The following is a 20,337-nucleotide window of genomic DNA, read 5'->3' on the forward strand; positions in this document are numbered from 1 at the left end:
GTAATAAACCGACAACTGAACCTGATGATAAGGCAGATTCTTCTTGTGTTTGCTGTTCTTAATCCATTTCTAGTATTCAGCCAAACTTTCGTCAATGTAGCCGAACAACAAGGCATTGATATTTCTGTGAGCGATAATGAATACGGTGGTGGAGTCAGTTTTTATGATTTCAACAAAGACGGTTGGGACGACCTGACTTTTAGTGAAACTAACGGATACATCGAAATATACCTCAATCAGGCCGGTGTGCTCCAACAGCTGCCAAACAGTATTTATGGCTATGGAAAAACCAAGCACGTGCTATGGGTCGATTTTGACAATGATGGCGACTCCGATCTTCTGGTTACTGCAGACATGTCCCCACTTCGATTGTTTGAAAACACAGGTAATTTCAATTTTGTAGATATTACTGAAAACACTGGTCTATCCCAGGTGCTTGCTCATACCCATGGAGCCTCTTTCGGGGACTTCAACAATGATGGTCTTCTGGACTTGTACCTTTCAAATTATGAATTCATCGGTGAAGTCGACAACCCAGCAGATTATTACAAACTCAATAAACTTTACAGAAACAACGGTGACGGAACATTTACCGATATCACTTTACAAGCTGGAGTCGAAGATGGGATCACAATGTCATTCGGCAGCGTTTGGATCGATTATGACAAAGATGGCTGGCAGGATATTTACGTCATAAACGATAAAACCGACAACAACACACTGTATCACAACAATGGGGACGGAACTTTTAGTGATGTAAGCACCATTTCTCTTGCAGGGATTGTAATTGATGCGATGACAGCCACTGTGGGAGACTATAACAATGATGCAGAATTAGATATCTACGTCACCAACACTCCTGGAGGTAATAGACTGCTTAGAGGAAATACAGGGGATTCATTTACTGATGTAAGTGAGAGTATTGGAGACATACTTGACGGTTATTCCTGGGGTGCTGTTTGGATCGATTATGACAACAATGGATTTGAAGATCTTTATGTTGCTACCTACAACCCCTCTTTACCACCTCAAGAAAATGAGTTTTACGTGAATGATGGAAATGGCAGTTTTACAAATGACAACAGCATTTTCTACCAGGGAAACACAGCGAAAAGCGTTTGTCCTGCAATCGGTGATCTTAACAACGATGGATTTTCGGACATTGCTGTTCACAATCTGGCCCCCAATCCAGCAATAGTCTGGCGAAACCTGAATAACGGGAGCAACTTTTTGAAAGTCACACTTGAAGGAGTGGTAAGCAATAGAGATGGAATTGGCTCCTGGATCACTGTTTATTGTGGTGACGATGCATTTACAAAGTATACCATGTGTGGTCAAAATTACCTGGGTCAGGACTCTCAGCACAAGATTTTTGGTTTAGGTTCCCATACTGTAGTAGATTCTGTGAAAGTGGAGTGGCTTAGCGGTATGGTAGACAACTTTTACGGTTTGGAAGCTAATCAGAGCATAACAATTGCAGAAGGAAGCTCTATCTCCCCGGAAATCACATTTGATGGCGATGCATCTATCTGCTCGGGTGACACTCTCACCTTGAATCTTGCAGGTTGGAGCAATGTATCCTGGTCGAACGGATCAACAAGTGAGACAATTCTAGTAAATGAACCAGGACAGTACTCAGCTGAAGTTGAATATCTGGGTATGACTTTCCTTTCTGATACAGTAATGGTAGAGGTTCTTCCTCCACCAGCAATTGATTACCAAATCGATAACGTTAGCTGTTTTGGTTTCGACAACGGTCAGGTGAGTATTTCTAACAACAGTGGAATGGGAATAGATACGGTGATCTGGCAAAATCCTGATTTTTCCGGAACTGTAGCCAGTAACTTGTCCCCTGGCCTGTATCAGGTTGAAGTAATCGACATGAACGGTTGTAGATTGTCATCTGCTTTCGAAATTGAAGAACCAGACTCAATTTATGCCGAATTAACTACCACTGATCAAATTGACGGTTTTCCTGGAACTGCCGAAATTCTTTCAATTACCGGAGGCGTCTCACCCTACTTCATTTTCTGGTCCAACGGTCTTGAACAGGAGACAGCTATCGAAGGGCTTATTCCAGACAATTATTTCCTGCAGATCACTGACACACAAAATTGCACAGACACCACATTTTTTACTATCTCAAATTTGACAGGACTACCCAACTACAGTCGATCGACAATTAGCATTCATCCAAATCCTGCAATCGATCATGTAACTGTGCAAAACCTTTCGAATGCACGAGAAATCAGGGTATTTCACTCTTCTGGAGAAGAAGTTGCTAAACAACTAATCTCTCGAGAAATCCGAAGAACAACAGTGAACCTAGAAGAATTACCCCCAGGGCTATACTTCCTACATGTCTTATCTAAAAATGAGCAGGCCTATTTCAGATTGATCATTCAATAACTCTGCCTAAACCATCGGTGTATTTTTTTTTATTAAGGAATTGTTAACTACCTGATTAATCACTATCTTTAAGTCTTACCTTGACTAACATCGATTATGCTTACTTACCTAACCTCAGTGCTTTCTAGGCATCTGAAACACTTGTCGTGCTGCGCTGTTGCGACTATTCTGACATTCGCATGTCCTTCTATTCATGCACAGACTTTCACTAATGTCACTGCAGAAAACTTCATTAACGTTGAAAACAGCGGTGCTACTTTTGGCAATGGAGTAAGTTTCGCTGACTTCGATCAGGATGGTTGGGACGATCTCTCGTTTGGCACTCAAACTGGAAACCCTGTTTTTTATAAAAATGCAGGAGGCAGTTTTTACGAACTGTCTCTGAATGTGGATATTGAAGAAAACAGTGCTATAAAAGCGATTCAATGGGTTGACTTTGACAATGATGGCGATCTTGACCTCTTCATTACCAGGGAGCATAAATCTGTCTTACTCTTCGAAAACACCGGAGAATTGAACCTGGTAGAGATCACTGAAGAAGCAGGGTTTGCAATACAAATGGTCCGTAACTACGGTGCATCGTGGGGTGATTACGACAAGGATGGTGATCTGGATGTTTACATCTGTAAGTATCACAACCCCACGGTAAGTCAGGGATATGAATACACCAATCACCTTTATGAAAATAATGGTGATGGCACGTTCACAGATGTTACTACAGTTGCTGGTGTGGGAGATGGCATTAAGGCTTCCTTTCAATCAATTTTCTTCGATTACAACAATGATGGCTGGGAGGATATCTATGTCATCAACGATAGGCTATCTTTCGCCAATACATTGTTTCACAACAATGGTGATGGCACTTTCACTGATGTGTCGGCTGCTTCAGGAGCAGATGTAATTATGGATGCCATGACGGTTTCAGTAGCCGACTTCGATCGCGATGAGGATTTTGACATTTACATCACTGACACCTACATCAGCAGGCTCTTAAAAAACAATGGCAACGGTACATTTTCTGATGTGGCTGCCGAATACGATCTTCAGGTTTTTCAGGAAAGTTGGTCAGCACTATGGATGGATTACGACAACAACATGTATGAAGATCTTCATGTGGCGAATATCAACAATGTCAGTACGATAAATTTTCAAAATCATTTTTACGAAGCCGAAGATGGTGTGTTTACCTGTGTACACAATGAAATCGGATTGGAAGATGATGACTTCGGCACTTTTTCTACTGCTCTGGGTGACATCAACAACGATGGTTTTCCAGATTTTGTGGAGAATAATCAAGAAACAGCACCTTGCCAGCTGTGGCAAAATTCGGGGGGTAGTCAATCGTGGTTAAAAGTGGATCTTGAAGGAGTACTGAGTAATTCGAAAGGAGTTGGAAGCCTTATAAAGGTTTACGTTAACGATGTGGTTCAACTTAGGTATGTTCACCTCGGAGAAGCCTATCTTTCTCAGGCTACGAGTCGAGAAATGATTGGATTGAAAAACAACGATTCAGCAGACTCTCTTCACGTTTACTGGCCAAGTGGAATTGTAGACAGATATTATGACGTTGAAGCAAACCAGACACTGCACCCGATAGAAGGAGAAACACTACAGGCTACAATCGTGAGTAATGGTCAGACTGGTATTTGCCCTGGCGACAGCGTCTTGCTTTCTGTATCCAGCGGAGAAGACTTTTTATGGTCAAATGGTGTTACGAGCCAATCTCAATGGGTTACTGCCGGATCTTATTACGCCTTCACAACGATCGAAGGAATAACAGTGACTACCGACACTTTTGTGGTGAACAATCTGCCTCCACCAGCCATTCAAGCTACAATCACAGACGTTTCCTGCTTTGGTGAAAGTGACGGCTCCGTTTTATTAACAAACCAAAATGGATTTGGTGTTGACCAGGTGATCTGGGATATCGGCCCTACAGGGGAATTCCTCGAAGGGCTACCGGCCGGCAATTATCAGTATTCATTTTATGATAATAACAGATGTCAAACTGAAGGGCTTATAACTATAGACGAGCCCCCATTGCTCGAAGTTGAACTCGAAGTTGAAGACCAAAGTGAGGAAGGAAATGGCACTGCTTTAGTTACGGTTTCCGGAGGTACTCTTCCCTACTCCATATTCTGGTCTGTTGGTGATAGCAATATGATTTTTGTTGACGACTTGCTTCCTGGAGAGCATAATGTGCAGGTGGTTGATGCCAACGGCTGTTCAGAATTTCTCACATTTTTGGTAGACGAATATGTCGGTATTCCTGGATACGGAGTGAATGAAAAGATTAATGTTTACCCTAACCCATTTAACACTCTGATTAATGTTAACTCTCAAGAACCGATTCTCAAAATGAAGCTCACTTCCACAGCAGGAAAAGTTGTCGCCCAAATGTTCCAGACCAATGGAAGCAAAAGGAAGCAGACACTCAACCTGAGTCAAATCCCCTCTGGTCTTTACTTTTTAATAATTGAGTTGGAGTCAGGAAAAAGGCAGTTCAAAGTGATCAAAAACTAAATTGATGATTCATTCACTTCTTGGTCGGCAAGCAATCAGTAAATACCTCAAGCGGCTTTCATGTTGTTTGATACTTACCTGCCTTTTGTCCAATGAAGTTTATTCTCAGCAGTTTTTTAATGACATCACCAACGGCAGTAATGTAATCCATTCTTTTGATGCCGAGTATGGTGGAGGTGCAAGCTTTGTAGATTTTGATGATGACGGCTGGGACGACCTCACGGTTTGCGATAATGATGGCATCAAGTTCTTCAAGAACGACAGCGGACAGTTTTCACTGATTACGCCTCCTGTGAACTTAGAAAGTGCGTACAAACAAGTCACCTGGGTTGATTTCGACAATGATGGTGATAAGGATCTCTTTTGCAGCGGTGAGTATGTTCCTTTTCGACTTTTTGAAAGAATCGCTGATTTCACTTTTGAAGAAATCACCGTTGAGTCAGGACTTCCATCAACCAATGCACGCACCAACGGCCATTCATGGGGGGATTACAACAAAGATGGATTACTCGATTTGTTCATTTGTAACTACGATCATCAATCTTACTCCAATTGGATCTTTAAAAACAATGGCGATGGCACCTTCACCGACAAAACTGTTGAGTTGGGTTTTGACGAGGAGTTAGAGTTTTCTTTTCAATCGGTTTTTCTCGACTACAACAATGATGGATGGCAGGATCTTTTGGTGATAAACGATAAAACATTCCATCCAAACAGGCTTTATAAAAATGAATATGGGACTTTCGTAGATGTGACCATCGCTTCGGGTCTTCACTATCAGGTAAACGCAATGAGCAACACTGTAGCGGACTACAACAATGACGGGTTGCAAGATATCTTTATATCTGATGCTAATAACAACCTGCTTCACAAAAACAATGGTGATGGCACTTTCGAAGAAATTGCTCAGTCAGCGGGACTCTCCAACATTGGCTTCACCTGGGGCGGATTGTTTGTTGATGTAGACAACAATGCTCTTCTCGATCTGATAATATGCTCTTCAAAAGAAATTGCACAGAGCGGCAGAAACAGATTGTTTATGAATGATGGTGATGACTCATTCACTCTAAACAATATTTCGGGACTGGGAAATCAATTGACAGACTCATATTGTCCAATAAGTGGCGATATTGACAACGATGGATTTTCAGATGTCTTCATTACAGGAGGTAATGAGGACCTTTCTGTTGTGATGAAAAACCTTGGAAATGGTGGTAATTACCTCAAATTAACACTGGAAGGTGTGATCAGCAACCGAGATGGAATAGGCTCCAGAATTGAGCTTTGGACCGATTCCGTAAAGCAAACGAAATATACCCTATGCGGTGAAGGATACCTCGGACAAAATAGCAATAACATGATTTTTGGCCTGGGATCAGCAACCACCGTAGACTCTCTCAAAGTTACCTGGCTCAGTGGAGTGATTGATAAAATCTATAATCTTCCTCCAAATCAAGATATCGAAATAGTCGAAGGACAATCACTGAGTAACCAAATAGTGGTAGATGGTGAACTTTCGCTTTGCGATGGCGATTCTACACTTCTCATTGCAGGAGATTTTGAAAGTTTTCTATGGAACACCGGAGACACAACTTCTTCTATCTCAGTCAGTTCAAATGGCGATTTCTCAGTTGCTGTAATTGATAGCTTTGGGTTTGAAATTCATTCAGACACCGTGAATATAGCTCATCACCCTAACCCGTTGATTTCTCCTACTGTCGAACATGTATCGTGCTTTGGCAATGATGACGGGGCAATTTCACTGCAAAACCTGTCTGGTTCTCCTGTCGACACCTGCATTTGGAACAACGAAATATCGGGAACTGCAATAGACTCACTTCCTCCTGGCCAGTACAATTATGAATTCATAGATATCTATGGGTGCTCAGCATCTGGCACTCTAAGCATAGCTGAGCCCTACCCACTTAAGCTTACGGCTAACACGACAAATCAAGTCGGGGACGAGGCTGGAAGTGCTGAGGTTTTTATCAATGGTGGCACTTCTCCCTACTCTGTCTACTGGAGCAACGGAGCTGAGAACACACTCTTGCAAGACAGCCTGGAGGCAGGTTTTTATGGTGTCTGGGTGGTGGACACAAATGGTTGCAAAGAGTACGAAATCTTGTTCATCGACTTTATTCAATCTCTTGCAAGTCCTGATGCTGAAAAAGTAAAAGCGTACCCCAATCCAGTTTCGAGTAATCTAAAAATCGAAAACCTACCTTTAGGAACCAGATTAGTAGAAGTCACTAACGTGGACGGCAGATCATTGATTAGCAAAGTAGCAACTACAAAGAGATCTTCTCTCACTGTCGATCTAAACAATTTGTCTAGCGGAGTTTATTTCCTCAAAATTTATCATCAGACTGGCATTTTTACAAAGCAGATAATCAAACACTGAAAAATTTCTCATCGGTTCTATTAACCGATTGCAAAAGAACTTCAAGCGAAGTATATTTGGAACTCCGACAACCTTTTTGAAACAGCTATGCTGGTCCAAACTTATTTTCCAAATACGCTGGCGCCCGCCAGATATGACTACTACCTGGCTTCAGGCTGGTTTAGAGGGTCGGTGATGCTCTACAAAATGGAACTTCTTTGCCTCGACAATGACATTTTCTCCGTGGTAAATATTCGGCTGAACACAGGAGACTTCGAAATGAAGAAGCGCCACCGCAAGCTATTCAAGAAAAACAACAAGAAGTACACAGTCAAAGTAAGTGAGGCCTCTATAAGCTCCAGAAAAGAAGACCTGTACGAAAAGCAAAAACACAAATTCAAAGGCTTTATCCATAGTTCACTATCAGACTTTTTGCATGCAGGATTCATGGATACAGTGTTCGATACCAAACAGGTTGAAGTCTACGATGGTGAAGAACTGGTTGCTGTTAGCTATTTTGATGTCGGATTTAGAAGCATGGCCAGCCTGCTCTGCCTTTACGACAAGGATTACAGTAAAGACAGCCTCGGGATTTTTACCATGCTTCATGAAGTTGAATACGCAAAAGACCAGGGTATTCACTGGTACTACCCAGGCTATGTACTAGACAAAAGCTCTTCGTTCGATTACAAGCTGGGGCTTGGTGAATATGAGTTTTACCACACCAATAAAAAGTGGCTGCCGTTTAGTGAATTTGACCCTGCCAAAACCCTCGGCAGCAAGTTGATGACGGAAACCAGAAGTCTGTCCGAAGAGCTAAACAGGTTTGGTTTAAAGCACAAAATGTACCTCTATCCTTTTTTCTCGATGGGATTTATGAATAGTTGGGATGTCGATTTTTTGAGATATCCTGTTTTCTTGCACATCGATCAAATTGGAGATCAATCGACCATTGTGGTCTACTGCACTGATGAAAAGGCCTTTAAAGTTTTGCTCGTGGATAGCAACGAAAAACATCAGAGTTTGGTGAATATCGAAATCAGCAATGAGTTGGCACAGAGCGAAAACTACTTCCGAAAGCTGATCGCTACCGATGATCTTTTGCTAACTAGCAGTAGCAAACGACAGATCGCTGAGTTCCTCACGTGAGTCCTATTTTTGAGAAAGTGGATCGACTTTAATTGTTCAGCGCAGATTAAAGTTTCATTTTTGCCCGAGCAACTTTTTACTCTGCCATGAGAAAACTCACACTCATATTCTTCATTCTGGCTTGCTCTTCACAAGTCATAGGGCAAATAGCCAACATTGAAAACAAACGTAAATCGCAGCGTGAAGAAGGCTTCTCTGGAAACATTAACATCGACTTTTCTTACGTAAAAAACCTCGAAGAAATCTATCAATTCGGTGGTACCGGCAGACTCTACTACTTCAAAAAGCAACATGGATTTATGCTTTTGGGAGACTCCAAAGTAGTTCAAACAGACGGAGAAGATTTGGTGAACAACAATTTTGAACACGTTCGATACAACCTGGCTTTGGACACCGCCCGAATCTTTGTGTTTGAGGCTTTTGAGCAATTGCAACAAAACAGAGTGCAAAACATCGACCTGAGAGCTCTGGCCGGCTCGGGAATGAGATTTTCTCTGGCCTCCACCGATTCAATTGCATTTTATCTGGGAGTAAGCGGTATGTACGAATACGAAGAATCTACTGAGTCAACTGAAATTGAACGCAACTGGCGCGCAAGTAGTTATTTGTCTGCAGACTGGCAAGCCACCGAAAATTTCGGTATGAATCTCATCGTTTACTATCAGCCTGTCTTCAAAGATTTTCAGGACTATCGAATTAGTGGAGAGTTTGCACTGCGACTGAAAATAAGTGAAAAGCTCAGGTTCGTTTCTTCAGTGAATCTGGTTTACGACAATCGCCCGTTACCAAATATCCCAAACAACATCATCAATGTTAGCAACGGCCTTCGCTACAACTTCAATTAAAGCAAAAGTCTTATCGGAAATTCAGGATCGGATTAGAGTGACCTTTATTACCTTGCGCTACCAGTGAAAAAGACCACGGCCATATTACTTTTTTTCGCTCTCACCTTCCCGTTTTGGGGAAGCTTTGTGGCATTGCATATTCAGAAAGAAGCCTTGCAGCGAGAAATCAAATGGTCGATTGCCGAAGGTTTGCCAAAATCACAACTTACCCAGCTCTCTTTTCAATCCGATGAAATTGACAGCCTGGTCAATTGGAAGCACAGCAAAGAGTTTGAATATGAAGGAGAGATGTTCGACATCGTCCAAACAGAAATCACTGGCGACAGCACTCACTTCTGGTGCTGGTGGGATAAGGAAGAGACGTTGCTGAATAAAAGGATTGATAAGCTCGCTTACGTTGCCCTAAGTGGCGATGAAAAGACACACAAACAGCAGGAGCATTTTTTAATGTTTGTAAAGCTTTTGAATCTGCCGCCAAAAAATGTGACAAGCGCTGCAAGCTCTGAATTGGGAGTTACCCACGAAACTTCCGGAGAATTCAATATTCTGACTAACAACTCCGTCCCCGACACTCCCCCACCAAAGTGCTAGTTGATAAAACTGAAACTCAATTTTGCCGAAAAAGTATTATCAACTTTCACAAACAGAAAAATAATTTTAATGAATAGAATATTTTTGATCGCAGCTCTGGTAGCTTTCTCCTACGGGCTACAGGCACAGGTGATCACAATCAAAGACAGACAGAGTAATGAGCCTCTCGAGCTCGTAACGCTGTCGAGTAATTCACCTCAGGCATTTGCCACAACCAATGCAAAGGGTGAAGTTAATATTGAAAAATTTAAAGGAGCTGAAAAAATCAAGATTACCCATGTAGGGCACAGAATGGAGGTGATTGATTATAGCAGTCTCTCACAGCTGCAAGGGCCGCTGCTACTCACGCCATCTAAAATCACGCTCGATCAGGTGGTGGTGTCAGCTACGCGCTGGAAACAATCACAAAGTGATATTCCGGCAAAAATCTCAACCATCTCTGCAGAAGATGTGGAACTTCAAAATCCACAGACTACGGCAGATCTGTTGGGTACTTCTGGAGAAGTTTTTATCCAGAAAAGCCAGCAAGGAGGCGGCAGCCCAATGATACGAGGATTCGCCACCAATCGTCTTTTGATAAGTGTGGATGGAGTGCGAATGAACACTGCAATTTTTAGAAGTGGAAACCTTCAAAATGTCATTTCGCTGGATCCGTTTGCCATAGAACGCACAGAAGTGCTTTTCGGCCCCGGCTCTGTGATTTATGGAAGTGATGCCATTGGAGGGGTGATGAGCTTCACAACACTCGACCCAGAACTGGGAGAGAGTAGCGAAGACCCTCTGATTAAAGGAAGTGGCTTGATGCGTTTCTCTTCTGCCAACAACGAGCAAACAGGTCACTTTGATGTGAACGTAGGATGGGAAAAATGGGCGATGGTAACGAGCATCTCACACTTTAACTACGGAGACTTGAGAATGGGATCGGAAGGACCTGATGATTACTTGTCTGAGCAATATGTTCAGCGAATTGACAGTATGGATCAGGTTGTAGATAACAAAGACCCATTGGTGCAGAAACCGACCGGTTACACTCAAACCAACATCATGCAAAAAGTTCGGTTTAAACCGAATGAACTGTGGGACTTCAACTATGCCTTCCACTATTCAGAAACTTCAGATTTTCCTCGCTACGACAGGCTGGTGAGAAGAGAAGACAACGGTCAGCCAAGAAGTGCTCGCTGGTTCTACGGCCCTCAAAAATGGGCAATGAACAACCTGAGCATTACTAATTCGAGAGTGAATGCACTTTACGATGAAGTGACCCTGCGTTTAGCCATGCAATATTTCGAGGAAAGCCGATTTGATAGAGATTTTAATAGCCCCATTAGAAACGAACGCACGGAACAGGTCTACGCTTACTCTGCCAACCTTGACTTCAACAAACAGTTTAATGAAAGGCATCACCTGTTCTATGGTTTCGAGGCGATTTACAACGATGTCCATTCTGTAGGAAACCAGAGAAACATCATCACCGAAGTGGTGGAAGATGGACCGGACAGATATCCTGAGTCGACCTGGGCATCTTATGCTGGTTATCTCAACTATGAGTTTAAAGTTTTCGAAAGATTTACACTTCAGGCAGGTGGACGCTATAACCTCTTCATGCTCGAAGCTGACTTTAGTGATAACCTCCCCTACTATCCACTTCCTTTTGAAAATGCTTCAATCGAGAATGCAGCAGCAACCGGAAGTCTTGGTGGCGTTTACCAACCAAACGACAAGTGGGCCATTAACGTCAACCTATCAAGTGGCTTTAGAGCACCTAATGTCGATGACTTTGGTAAAATATTCGATTCGGAAGCTGGTAGTGTTGTAGTTCCAAACAGTCAGCTCAATGCTGAATACGCGTACAACGCAGAAGTCGGAGTTGCCAAAATATTTGGAGAATCTGTGAAACTGGATGTCACCGGATACTACACAATTCTGGAAGATGCCATGGTCAGGAGAGATTTTACTCTAAACGGCCAGGATAGCATTTTGTATGACGATGAGCTCAGTCAGGTGCAGGCAATTCAGAATGCAGCTGAAGCTACAGTTTGGGGAGTTCAGGCCGGTCTGGAAGTTAAGCTTCCCGGAGGCTTTGGTATCAGCTCCAGATTCAATTATCAGGAAGGTGAAGAAGAACTCGATGATGGATCAGTGAGTCCTTCGAGACATGCTGCTCCGTGGTTTGGAGTTTCCAGACTCACCTACACTCAAGACAAATTAGAAATGCAGGTTTATGCCATGTACAGTGGAGAAGTTACCTTCGAAAACCTCAATATTGAGGAGAGAGGCAAACCATGGCTTTACGCTTCAGATGAGAACGGCAACCCGTATTCCCCTTCGTGGTATACCGTGAACTTCAAAGCAAACTACAGACTAAACGAACATCTTAGTTTGAGTGCAGGGCTGGAGAATATGCTCGATCAGAGATATCGACCTTACAGCTCTGGATTAACTGCGGCAGGAAGAAATGTTGTGCTCTCAGCTAGAGCCACTTTTTAACTGACTGTTTAAAATCCTTCACACGAAAAACCGCTGTTGTGCATTTGAGTCTACAACAGCGGTTTTTTTCTTTTCAAATAGAAGTTTAAAAAGTGGCTACACACCTTGTAAAATAGGCTTTTCAGACAGAGTAACACAGGTGCCATTTGCTGGCAAATCATTTGTTACATTTGTCCATCAAATCAAAATAAATCGAAACAAATATGCCAAAAGGAATTTATCAAGTACCACTTCCCACTAACGAGCCGGTGAACGACTACGCTCCAGGAACTCCCGAGCGCGAAAGTCTGATCGCCAAATACAACGAGATGTACAATCAGGAACCAATTGATGTACCGATGTACATTGGCGGTGAAGAGGTTCGTACCAACAACAAAAAGGTTCTGAGCCCTCCTCACGAACACCAAAAGGTATTGGGTCACTTCAACTACGGAGATAAATCTCACGTGAAGTCGGCTATCGATGCAGCTTTGGGCGCAAGAGATCAGTGGGCTTCACTCTCGTGGGAGCAGCGTGCTGGTGTTTTCCTCAAAGCAGCAGACTTGATTTCAGGTCCATACCGCGACAAAATCAACGCAGCTACGATGTTGGGTCAGTCAAAAAATGCTTTTCAAACAGAAATTGATGCGGCTTGTGAGTTGATCGACTTCTTGCGCTTTAATGTGGCTTACATGAGCGACATTTACAGCGAGCAGCCCGACTCCAACGAAGGACAATGGAACCGTCTCGAATACAGAGCTCTTGAAGGTTTCGTCTTTGCGATTACTCCATTCAACTTTACCGCAATTGCCGGTAACCTTCCAAGCGCTCCTGCCCTCATGGGTAACGTGGCCGTTTGGAAACCAGCAGAAAGCCAGGTTTACGCTGCCAACGTGGTAATGGAAGTATTCAAAGAAGCCGGACTTCCCGATGGTGTGATCAACATGATTACTGTTGAAGGTCCGGATGCCGGAGATGTGATTTTCAAACACCCAGATTTTGCAGGGCTTCACTTCACTGGATCAACAAAAGTGTTTAAGCACCTTTGGAAAGAAATTGGGCAAAACATCGATACCTACAAGTCTTATCCACGCATTGTTGGAGAAACAGGTGGTAAAGACTACATCGTGGCTCACAAAACTGCGAAGCCTTTAGCTGTGGCAACAGCCATCGCCAGAGGAGCATTCGAATTCCAGGGTCAGAAATGTTCTGCGGTGTCGCGTTGCTACATGCCAGACAACATTTGGGACGATGTGAAGTCTCACCTTCTCGAGCAGGTGAACTCATTTAAAATGGGATCGCCAATTGATTTCGAAAATTTCATCAATGCAGTAATTGACAAACCAGCATTCGAAAAGATTACTGGCTACATCGATTACATCAAAGAACAAGATGATGCAGAAATCATTGCTGGAGGAAACTACGATGGATCAAAAGGTTACTTCGTGGAGCCAACGGTAGTGGTAACGTCCAATCCTCACTTCAGAACCATGGAAGAAGAAATCTTCGGTCCTGTTGTGACGATCTATGTTTACAAGGCTGATGAGTTCGAGAAAACGCTCGACCTCGTTGACAACACGTCACCTTATGGACTTACCGGAGCCATTTTCTCTCAAGACCGTTATGCCATCGACCTGGCTACAAAACGTCTTGTGAATACTGCAGGTAACTTCTACATCAACGACAAGCCTACTGGTGCCGTTGTTGGGCAGCAGCCATTCGGTGGAGCCAGAGGTTCTGGTACCAACGATAAAGCTGGTTCTTACCTAAACTTGCTCCGTTGGGTTTCTGCGAGAACAGTAAAAGAAACATTTGTTCCAGCAGAAGATTATCGCTACCCATTTATGGGATGATCCACTGGACACTGAAATAGGAAAAGCCGTTTTGCCACAAGTGCAAAGCGGCTTTTTTATTTAGCAAAAGAAAAAATAGTCCCTTCCCTCCTGCTTTCTCGCTTCATCGTACATTCTGTAGATCTCTTCTTGTTTCTCAGGTGAAGAAATGGCTACGATCATTTTTGATTTCATGCTGGATTGGAAGACGAGGTTATCCTCTTCGAGATAAATGCCGTAAATCTCTCTGCCAATTTTCTTTCGGTTGTTCGAGAACCAGCGAAAAGAAACATTTCGATCGATCAGCATTTGAGCCAAACGCTTTCCTTTCTTTCCGGCACCGTAGAGGCCAATTTTTTCGTTCGGGAAAAGCTGCAGAAAGTAGTTCAGCTTAAGTTCAAAAAAACTATTGTCTGCGTAGTTTTCGTCTGTTCTTGATGCCCTCGTTTCGTGGTCTCGCCACAGGTGGGTTACCTTCTGAGAAAATACCGGTTGAGCCCCTTGAATAAACGCCCGGAAAATCAAATCGTAGTCTTCTGGATACACATTCGGTTCAAAAGCATCAATCCTCTCAAAAAATGGTCTTTTCATCATCCAGTTTGGCGAAGCAATGGGGCACTCCCGAAATATTTGCTGAAATGGATTTCCCTTTTCAACGAGTTCATTGAGCCAGTTTTGGTATCGGATAAAACCGTCCATCAACTCACCGTCACTGAAGTAAGAAACCTTACCAGTGGCAATTGCCTTCTCGCCTTCAGCTTTACAGGTCTCTGATAGTGTTTTGAGCTTGTCTGAAGGCATCACGTCATCCGCATCCATGCGTGTGATAAGAGTGCCACTGGAGTTGGACAATGCTAATCTTAAAGCTGGGATAATTCCCGATTCACGGTTTTTCAAAACCAGTATCCGCGAATCCCTCTTAGCGAAAGACTGAAGTGTTGCATAAGAATCGTCAGTAGAATTATCGTCTACAGCAATTAACTCCCAGTTTTCTAACGTTTGCTGTTGGATTGAAGCCAGGCAATCCTCTAAAAAGGGCGCTGCATTTCTCACTGGCATCAGGATGGAAATCAAATCGCTCATGATTGGAATAAAAAAATGGCAAACCTGTAAGCCGGGTTCTGTGAATCACCGAAGTGAGACCTCTATCATTTATCTGGGACAGCCGTCACCGACTGCCTCAATCGACCTACCCCCCGGAAAATATGAACGGGCCGCTCATTGGGCAAAGCCCTTTCCGGTATACATGGTCTTTCAGCCCACAAGGTTTACTCAGCTTCTGAGATCGCTCTCAGAACTGGTGGTCTCTTACACCACCTTTTCACCTTTCTCCCGACCGAAGCCGGGATGTTTAAATCTCTGTAGCACTTTCTGTTTCTGCAACCTACGCTCGCAAGAGATCGGTTGCAAAACCTTCCTTTTCAGAAGTGCGGTGCCCTGTGCTGCCCGGACTTTCCTTATTCTACCAAAAAGCAGAACACGATAGAGCGGTTTGCCATCGGGCAAATGTAATTCTTTGATTCTATAAAAGCAGAAAACCCTTTCCGCTCGTTGCGAAAAGGGTTTTCATTTTTTTTTTTTGATAAACTAATTTATAGTTGTCAAATTACTTTCTTGTCTGCTTTAGTAAGCTCTAGAGTAAGGCTTGTGTAGATTTGAAAATAAGGAGTTTACCGAGATAAATGACTTTTTTCAAATCAAGCATAACGCAACTATTGGGCTTACTAAACTGACAAATTAGTTTTGCTTCATCATTTTGAGCGTACCTGTCTCATCTCCGATTTGGATCATGAGGTAGTAAAGTCCACTTGACTGACTAGTAAGGTCAATCAACTCGCGAACCTCAGCAGCATTCCACTCGATCTTTTCGTCAAGTACAACTCTTCCCTGCATGTCTACAACCTGATAAGCTACTTCTTGTCCGTCAAGTCCAGCAAGATCGAGGAAGAACTCGCCTTCACTTGGGTTTGGCATGAGCGAAACTTCAACTGAGTTGAAAAGCTCTTCGATTCCCACAAGTACATTGAAAGTTTCAGTTACCGTACATCCATTTTCATCGGTAACAGTAACAGTGTACTCGCCTGCCTCGAGGCCATCGATGTCTTCTTCGTCAGAAGTAAATCCGTTAGGACCAGTCCAGTCGTAGGTGTAGTCTTCAGTACCACCATCAACGTCAATGCTGATTTCACCGTCTCCAGCTCCGCTGTCTACAGTAACGTCAGAGTTTGCAATTACGAGTTCCTCTGGTTCTTCAATTTCGATTGTTGTCATCGTTGAGCAGCCTTCCGAATCTTCTACCATGATTTCGTAAGTTCCTGGCTCCTGGTTTTCAAACTCTGTTTCGGTGGTTGGGCCATCTCCATCGATGTAATATTCGTAACCGCCATTTCCACCTTCAGTAGAAATCGTGAACGAACCATCATTTTCACCATTACAAGAAACATCTTCTTCTTCAACATCCAACTCCAGTGCTTCTGGCTCAGTCACCTCGATGTTTGCTGTTGCAGAACATCCATCCTGATCTAGGGCAGCAACTTCGTAAGTTCCAGGTTCGATGTTGATGAATTCGGAATCATCGCCAAATTCTCCAGCATTGAAGGAATAAGTGAAGTTTCCAGCACCACCTTCGGCAGTCACAGTAACAACACCATTGGTATCACCAGTACAAGAAACAGGTGTTACTTCTGTAGTAAGTGTGATCTCTGCCGGCTCAGTAATAGTAACTTCCTCACTTGTTGCCTGACAGCTGTTTTGATCTGTAACAGTAACTGTGTAATTGCCTGGTCCGAGGTTGTTGATTTCAGAGAAAGTGTACTCAGGAGTACCGCCAGTTGCAGTCACTTCAATTTCACCATCCATTTCGCCAAAGCACGACACATCAATAGTGTTGTCTACAGTAACAGAAAGTTCTGTAGGCTCGGTAATGGTGATTTCCTGACTGATAGTAGTACACTCGTCCTGAGCGTAAATGGTGTAAGTATCTGCACTCAACTCTGTATACTCGTTTTCTGTATTGGTGATGTTATCGGAATCATCAATACTATAAAGTATTTCTCCTGACCCACCTGTAGTTGTTGCTACAATTGAACCGTCAACTTCACCAAAACAAGAAATATCCGAAACTTCAGCATCGAATGCTAGCGGCTCGGGATCCTCGACCGTGATGGTAGATTCCGCTGTACAGCCTTGTCCATCAGTTGCAGTGATTGTGTAATCTCCGGCTTCGAGTCCGCTGAAAATCCCAGTTGCATTTGTGCTTGCGCCAAGTTCAAAAGAAACCGAACCTTGTTGTCCACTAGCCGCAACATCGATCACCGCGTTGCTACCACCAGGACATGCGTTTTGGGTAATCACAGGATCAACGATCTCTAGTGCACAGGGATAAACACAAGAACAATCTGTGCTTGTCGCATCTGGATCGTAGTTTTCAGCATCTGGATCGATACATCCAAAAACTGCTTCCGAATCACTGCTGAAAGGAATATTTGAGTTTGAAGTATTGCTGGAGCCTGACTGACCGAGCAGTTGAACTTGAGTGTTGAGACATCCCGAAAGAACGCCATCAGTAGTGAACTGACCAACAAGAACTCGAAGATCAGGTCCGGCCACTCCATTTGGGTTTCCATTGGTTGAGTAAATCGAACCATCGATCAGGAAGAAATCTCCACCGTTGTTTTCAAAATCTTCTCCAGGAACAGCCGGATTGGTTGCAACAAGTCCGATACCTCCAGATTGTGAATTGTTCTCAAGGTCGATCGTCAACCAGGAGTCGAACTCAGATGCAGCGTCTATTGAGTAAGCAAGTGTATTGATTTCTGAACCAAGCACATCACCCCACTCAAGGTTTTGATAGAATGAAGTTGTGGTGGTTATCAGTAGTTGCTCATCGGCCAGACCGTAAATAGCAGATAAGAAATCTTCTTCGTTGGCCAGGTCTACGTAAACGCGATAGGTCGTATACCCTGTCAGATCAGCACTACCAACCATTCCGGTGTGCTCCTCATAAACTTCGACAGTGACACCCGTGGCCTGGGCATTCACTCCTATTGATAGCGTTAACGCAAAAAGAAAAAGTAAAATTCGTTTCATAAGGTTTAAGGATTGATGTGATTTGTTTCTTTAGTATAAGTTCTCAAATTTAGTGTTGTCACTCGTTTTCTACAAGTAATTCTTTCCGACATTTTCTACAATCATCGGTTCATTACTTTAAGTAAGACTGCAACTCTCCCCACTAGTTGCCCTTTTCTGTTTCATATCCCAGTTTTTTTCGCCACTCCTCAGGGATAGGTTTGGTAGCTCTCTCGTGATAATCAAATGACACGAGTACCGACTTGCCTTCAGTACAGGTCATTTTTTTTCCATCTCTGTCCACTACCACACTGTATCCCAGGGTCATGCTTTTGTTTCCCATTTCGAGAATTGAAGTTTCCACATTCACCTGATCGTTGAGCAAGACCGGAGCCTTGTAGTCAATTTCGTTGCGGGCAAGTAGTATCCCGTTGGTTTCCCAGTCCCATTCTTTTCCAATAAGCTCTTCGAAAAACTTCATTCGAGCCTGCTCGAAATAGCTCAGATAGACTGCGTTGTTGACATGCCCCATCACATCGATGTCGGCAAAACGCACTTCGATTTTGTGTGTTACTTTCATGCTGGTAAAAGTAAGGAGTTGACAATTATTTTCATGCAAACAATCAAGAGACTTATCTCCAAACAACTCGATCGATGGCCTGGATTTTTCAATGCATGATCAAGGAAAAAATATATTTGAGCACATGAATATTCTCTCGAAAGGATTTTTAGTCGCCACTTTGATGGCTTTCTCGATTACTGCAAATAGCCAGTACGAAGGGCTTCCCACTGAAGGTGATAACTACTCCGTTTCGCTACCTGCGTGGGGTGTGACAGCAGGTATAGAACACTGGGCTTTGCGCTACGCCTCTCTCGGTATCGCCAGAAAACACAAGAGTATCATCGAGTCGAGAACGCTCAGCCACATTCACTACACCGACCTTAGTTTTCGTCAGTTCACTACAGACTGGGATACCAAAGCTGTGGAACTAAGTCACGCTTTTGTCGACATTGTTGGAGGCGGTGGAAGAATCTCTTACTACTGGAACCCGGAAGATGCCACAATAGCGCTACAGCCTTTTGTCGCTTTTAATTACAAAAATCTTGTGGCTTCATTTGGTTACAACTTCTTTGTGTCCGACATGAGAGTTCCAGACCTGCTCGACTTCTCTATCAGGCTGCAGTTTTTCGTGCCAGTTATCAAACCGGTGACGAGAGAAGAAATGCTTCCTTCGAATTGATAACTCCACTATTTCAGAACGTCTCTTCGCCAACAACCAACTGTTCGCAGTCTCAACGTTGCAGGTGTTTTTCTTTAAATAAAAACCCATAACTTGCCGATCGTTTTGACCTAAAAATATCACATGGAGAAAGACAATAGAATCAACGATAAATTCACCCAGAGAAGTTGGAATGAGATAAAAAGTACCGACAGCTGGTCGATCTTTAAAATCATGGCCGAGTTGGTAGATGGTTATGAAAGCCTTCAAAAAATTGGGCCTTGTGTGAGCATCTTCGGATCGGCACGAACAAAGCCCGACCACAAGTACTACAAAATGGCCAGAGATATTGCTCTGGAGCTTACTCGCAAAGGCTACGGTGTGATTACCGGTGGTGGCCCTGGAATTATGGAAGCCGGAAATAAAGGCGCCAGCGAAGGCGGTGGAACTTCCGTTGGACTCAACATCGAATTGCCTTTTGAGCAACATTCCAACCCATACATTGATCGCGACAAAAACATCGATTTCGACTACTTCTTTGTGCGTAAAGTGATGTTCGTGAAATACAGCCAGGGATTTGTGGTAATGCCAGGAGGATTTGGAACTCTGGATGAGTTGTTCGAATCTCTTACACTCATTCAAACACATAAGATCGGTCGCTTCCCAATTATTTTAGTGGGAAAAAGCTACTGGAAGGGTCTGCTGGATTGGATTAAAGACACAATGCTTGAAGCGGAAAACAACGTGAGTCCTCAGGACCTGGAACTCTTTGCGTTGGTAGACACCGTTGATGAAGCCGTTCAGGAAATTGACAAGTTTTACTCTGAATATCTTCTCAAGCCAAACTTCTAAAT

Annotated in this window: 13 protein-coding genes and 1 other RNA gene; 10 read left to right on the top strand and 4 right to left on the bottom strand. The window is 43.3% G+C overall.

Features of this window, described 5'->3' with window-relative positions; translation table 11 throughout:
* Positions 1-24: 24 nt before the first annotated feature.
* The 8 genes from ABHV44_RS05945 (at position 25) to pruA (ending at position 14,216) form a co-directional block, all read left to right on the top strand.
* Positions 25-2,409, top strand: coding sequence for an FG-GAP-like repeat-containing protein (locus ABHV44_RS05945; RefSeq protein WP_459073749.1), 2,385 nt, complete (start codon positions 25-27; stop codon positions 2,407-2,409).
* A gap of 96 nt (positions 2,410-2,505) precedes the next feature.
* Entirely contained in the window at positions 2,506-4,932 is a 2,427-nt protein-coding gene (locus ABHV44_RS05950; protein ID WP_459073750.1) for an FG-GAP-like repeat-containing protein, read from the top strand.
* 4 nt (positions 4,933-4,936) lie between these two features.
* Positions 4,937-7,333, top strand: a complete 2,397-nt coding sequence (locus tag ABHV44_RS05955) for an FG-GAP-like repeat-containing protein (RefSeq protein WP_459073751.1) — start codon at positions 4,937-4,939, stop codon at positions 7,331-7,333.
* An 87-nt stretch (positions 7,334-7,420) separates the two neighbouring features.
* Positions 7,421-8,461, top strand: a complete 1,041-nt coding sequence (locus ABHV44_RS05960) for a GNAT family N-acetyltransferase (RefSeq protein WP_459073752.1) — start codon at positions 7,421-7,423, stop codon at positions 8,459-8,461.
* 86 nt (positions 8,462-8,547) lie between these two features.
* Positions 8,548-9,306, top strand: coding sequence for a DUF481 domain-containing protein (locus ABHV44_RS05965; protein ID WP_459073753.1), 759 nt, complete (start codon positions 8,548-8,550; stop codon positions 9,304-9,306).
* 63 nt (positions 9,307-9,369) lie between these two features.
* Positions 9,370-9,897 (top strand): hypothetical protein, encoded by a 528-nt coding sequence (locus ABHV44_RS05970; RefSeq protein ID WP_459073754.1) that lies wholly within the window; start codon positions 9,370-9,372, stop codon positions 9,895-9,897.
* 69 nt (positions 9,898-9,966) lie between these two features.
* Positions 9,967-12,384: a TonB-dependent receptor gene (locus tag ABHV44_RS05975; RefSeq protein WP_459073755.1), complete on the top strand. Its 2,418-nt coding sequence runs from the start codon at positions 9,967-9,969 to the stop codon at positions 12,382-12,384.
* A gap of 203 nt (positions 12,385-12,587) precedes the next feature.
* On the top strand, positions 12,588-14,216 hold the full coding sequence (pruA, locus tag ABHV44_RS05980) for an L-glutamate gamma-semialdehyde dehydrogenase (protein ID WP_459073756.1): 1,629 nt from the start codon (positions 12,588-12,590) through the stop codon (positions 14,214-14,216).
* Positions 14,217-14,276: 60 nt separating this feature from the next.
* On the opposite strand, the gene ABHV44_RS05985 is transcribed toward pruA, so the two are convergent.
* From ABHV44_RS05985 to ABHV44_RS06000, 4 genes are all read right to left on the bottom strand, one after another.
* Complete coding sequence (locus ABHV44_RS05985) at positions 14,277-15,278, bottom strand: glycosyltransferase family 2 protein (protein ID WP_459073757.1); 1,002 nt, start codon at positions 15,276-15,278, stop codon at positions 14,277-14,279.
* Between the two features lie 11 nt (positions 15,279-15,289).
* Positions 15,290-15,694: RNase P RNA component class A (gene rnpB, locus ABHV44_RS05990), an RNA gene on the bottom strand.
* 238 nt (positions 15,695-15,932) lie between these two features.
* Entirely contained in the window at positions 15,933-18,284 is a 2,352-nt protein-coding gene (locus ABHV44_RS05995) for a T9SS type A sorting domain-containing protein (protein WP_459073758.1), read from the bottom strand.
* A 142-nt stretch (positions 18,285-18,426) separates the two neighbouring features.
* The gene (locus tag ABHV44_RS06000; protein WP_459073759.1) at positions 18,427-18,843 is read right to left on the bottom strand and encodes an acyl-CoA thioesterase; all 417 of its coding nucleotides are present in this window, start codon (positions 18,841-18,843) and stop codon (positions 18,427-18,429) included.
* 124 nt (positions 18,844-18,967) lie between these two features.
* Between ABHV44_RS06000 and ABHV44_RS06005 the strand changes: the two genes are divergently transcribed.
* Both ABHV44_RS06005 and ABHV44_RS06010 read left to right on the top strand, forming a co-directional pair.
* Complete coding sequence (locus ABHV44_RS06005; protein ID WP_459073760.1) at positions 18,968-19,504, top strand: hypothetical protein; 537 nt, start codon at positions 18,968-18,970, stop codon at positions 19,502-19,504.
* 123 nt (positions 19,505-19,627) lie between these two features.
* On the top strand, positions 19,628-20,335 hold the full coding sequence (locus ABHV44_RS06010; RefSeq protein WP_459073761.1) for an LOG family protein: 708 nt from the start codon (positions 19,628-19,630) through the stop codon (positions 20,333-20,335).
* The last annotated feature ends 2 nt before the right edge of the window (positions 20,336-20,337 follow it).

It is taken from the genome of Halocola ammonii (assembly GCF_049334165.1).
GTDB lineage: Bacteria > Bacteroidota > Bacteroidia > Flavobacteriales_D > Sanyastnellaceae > JBEGHD01.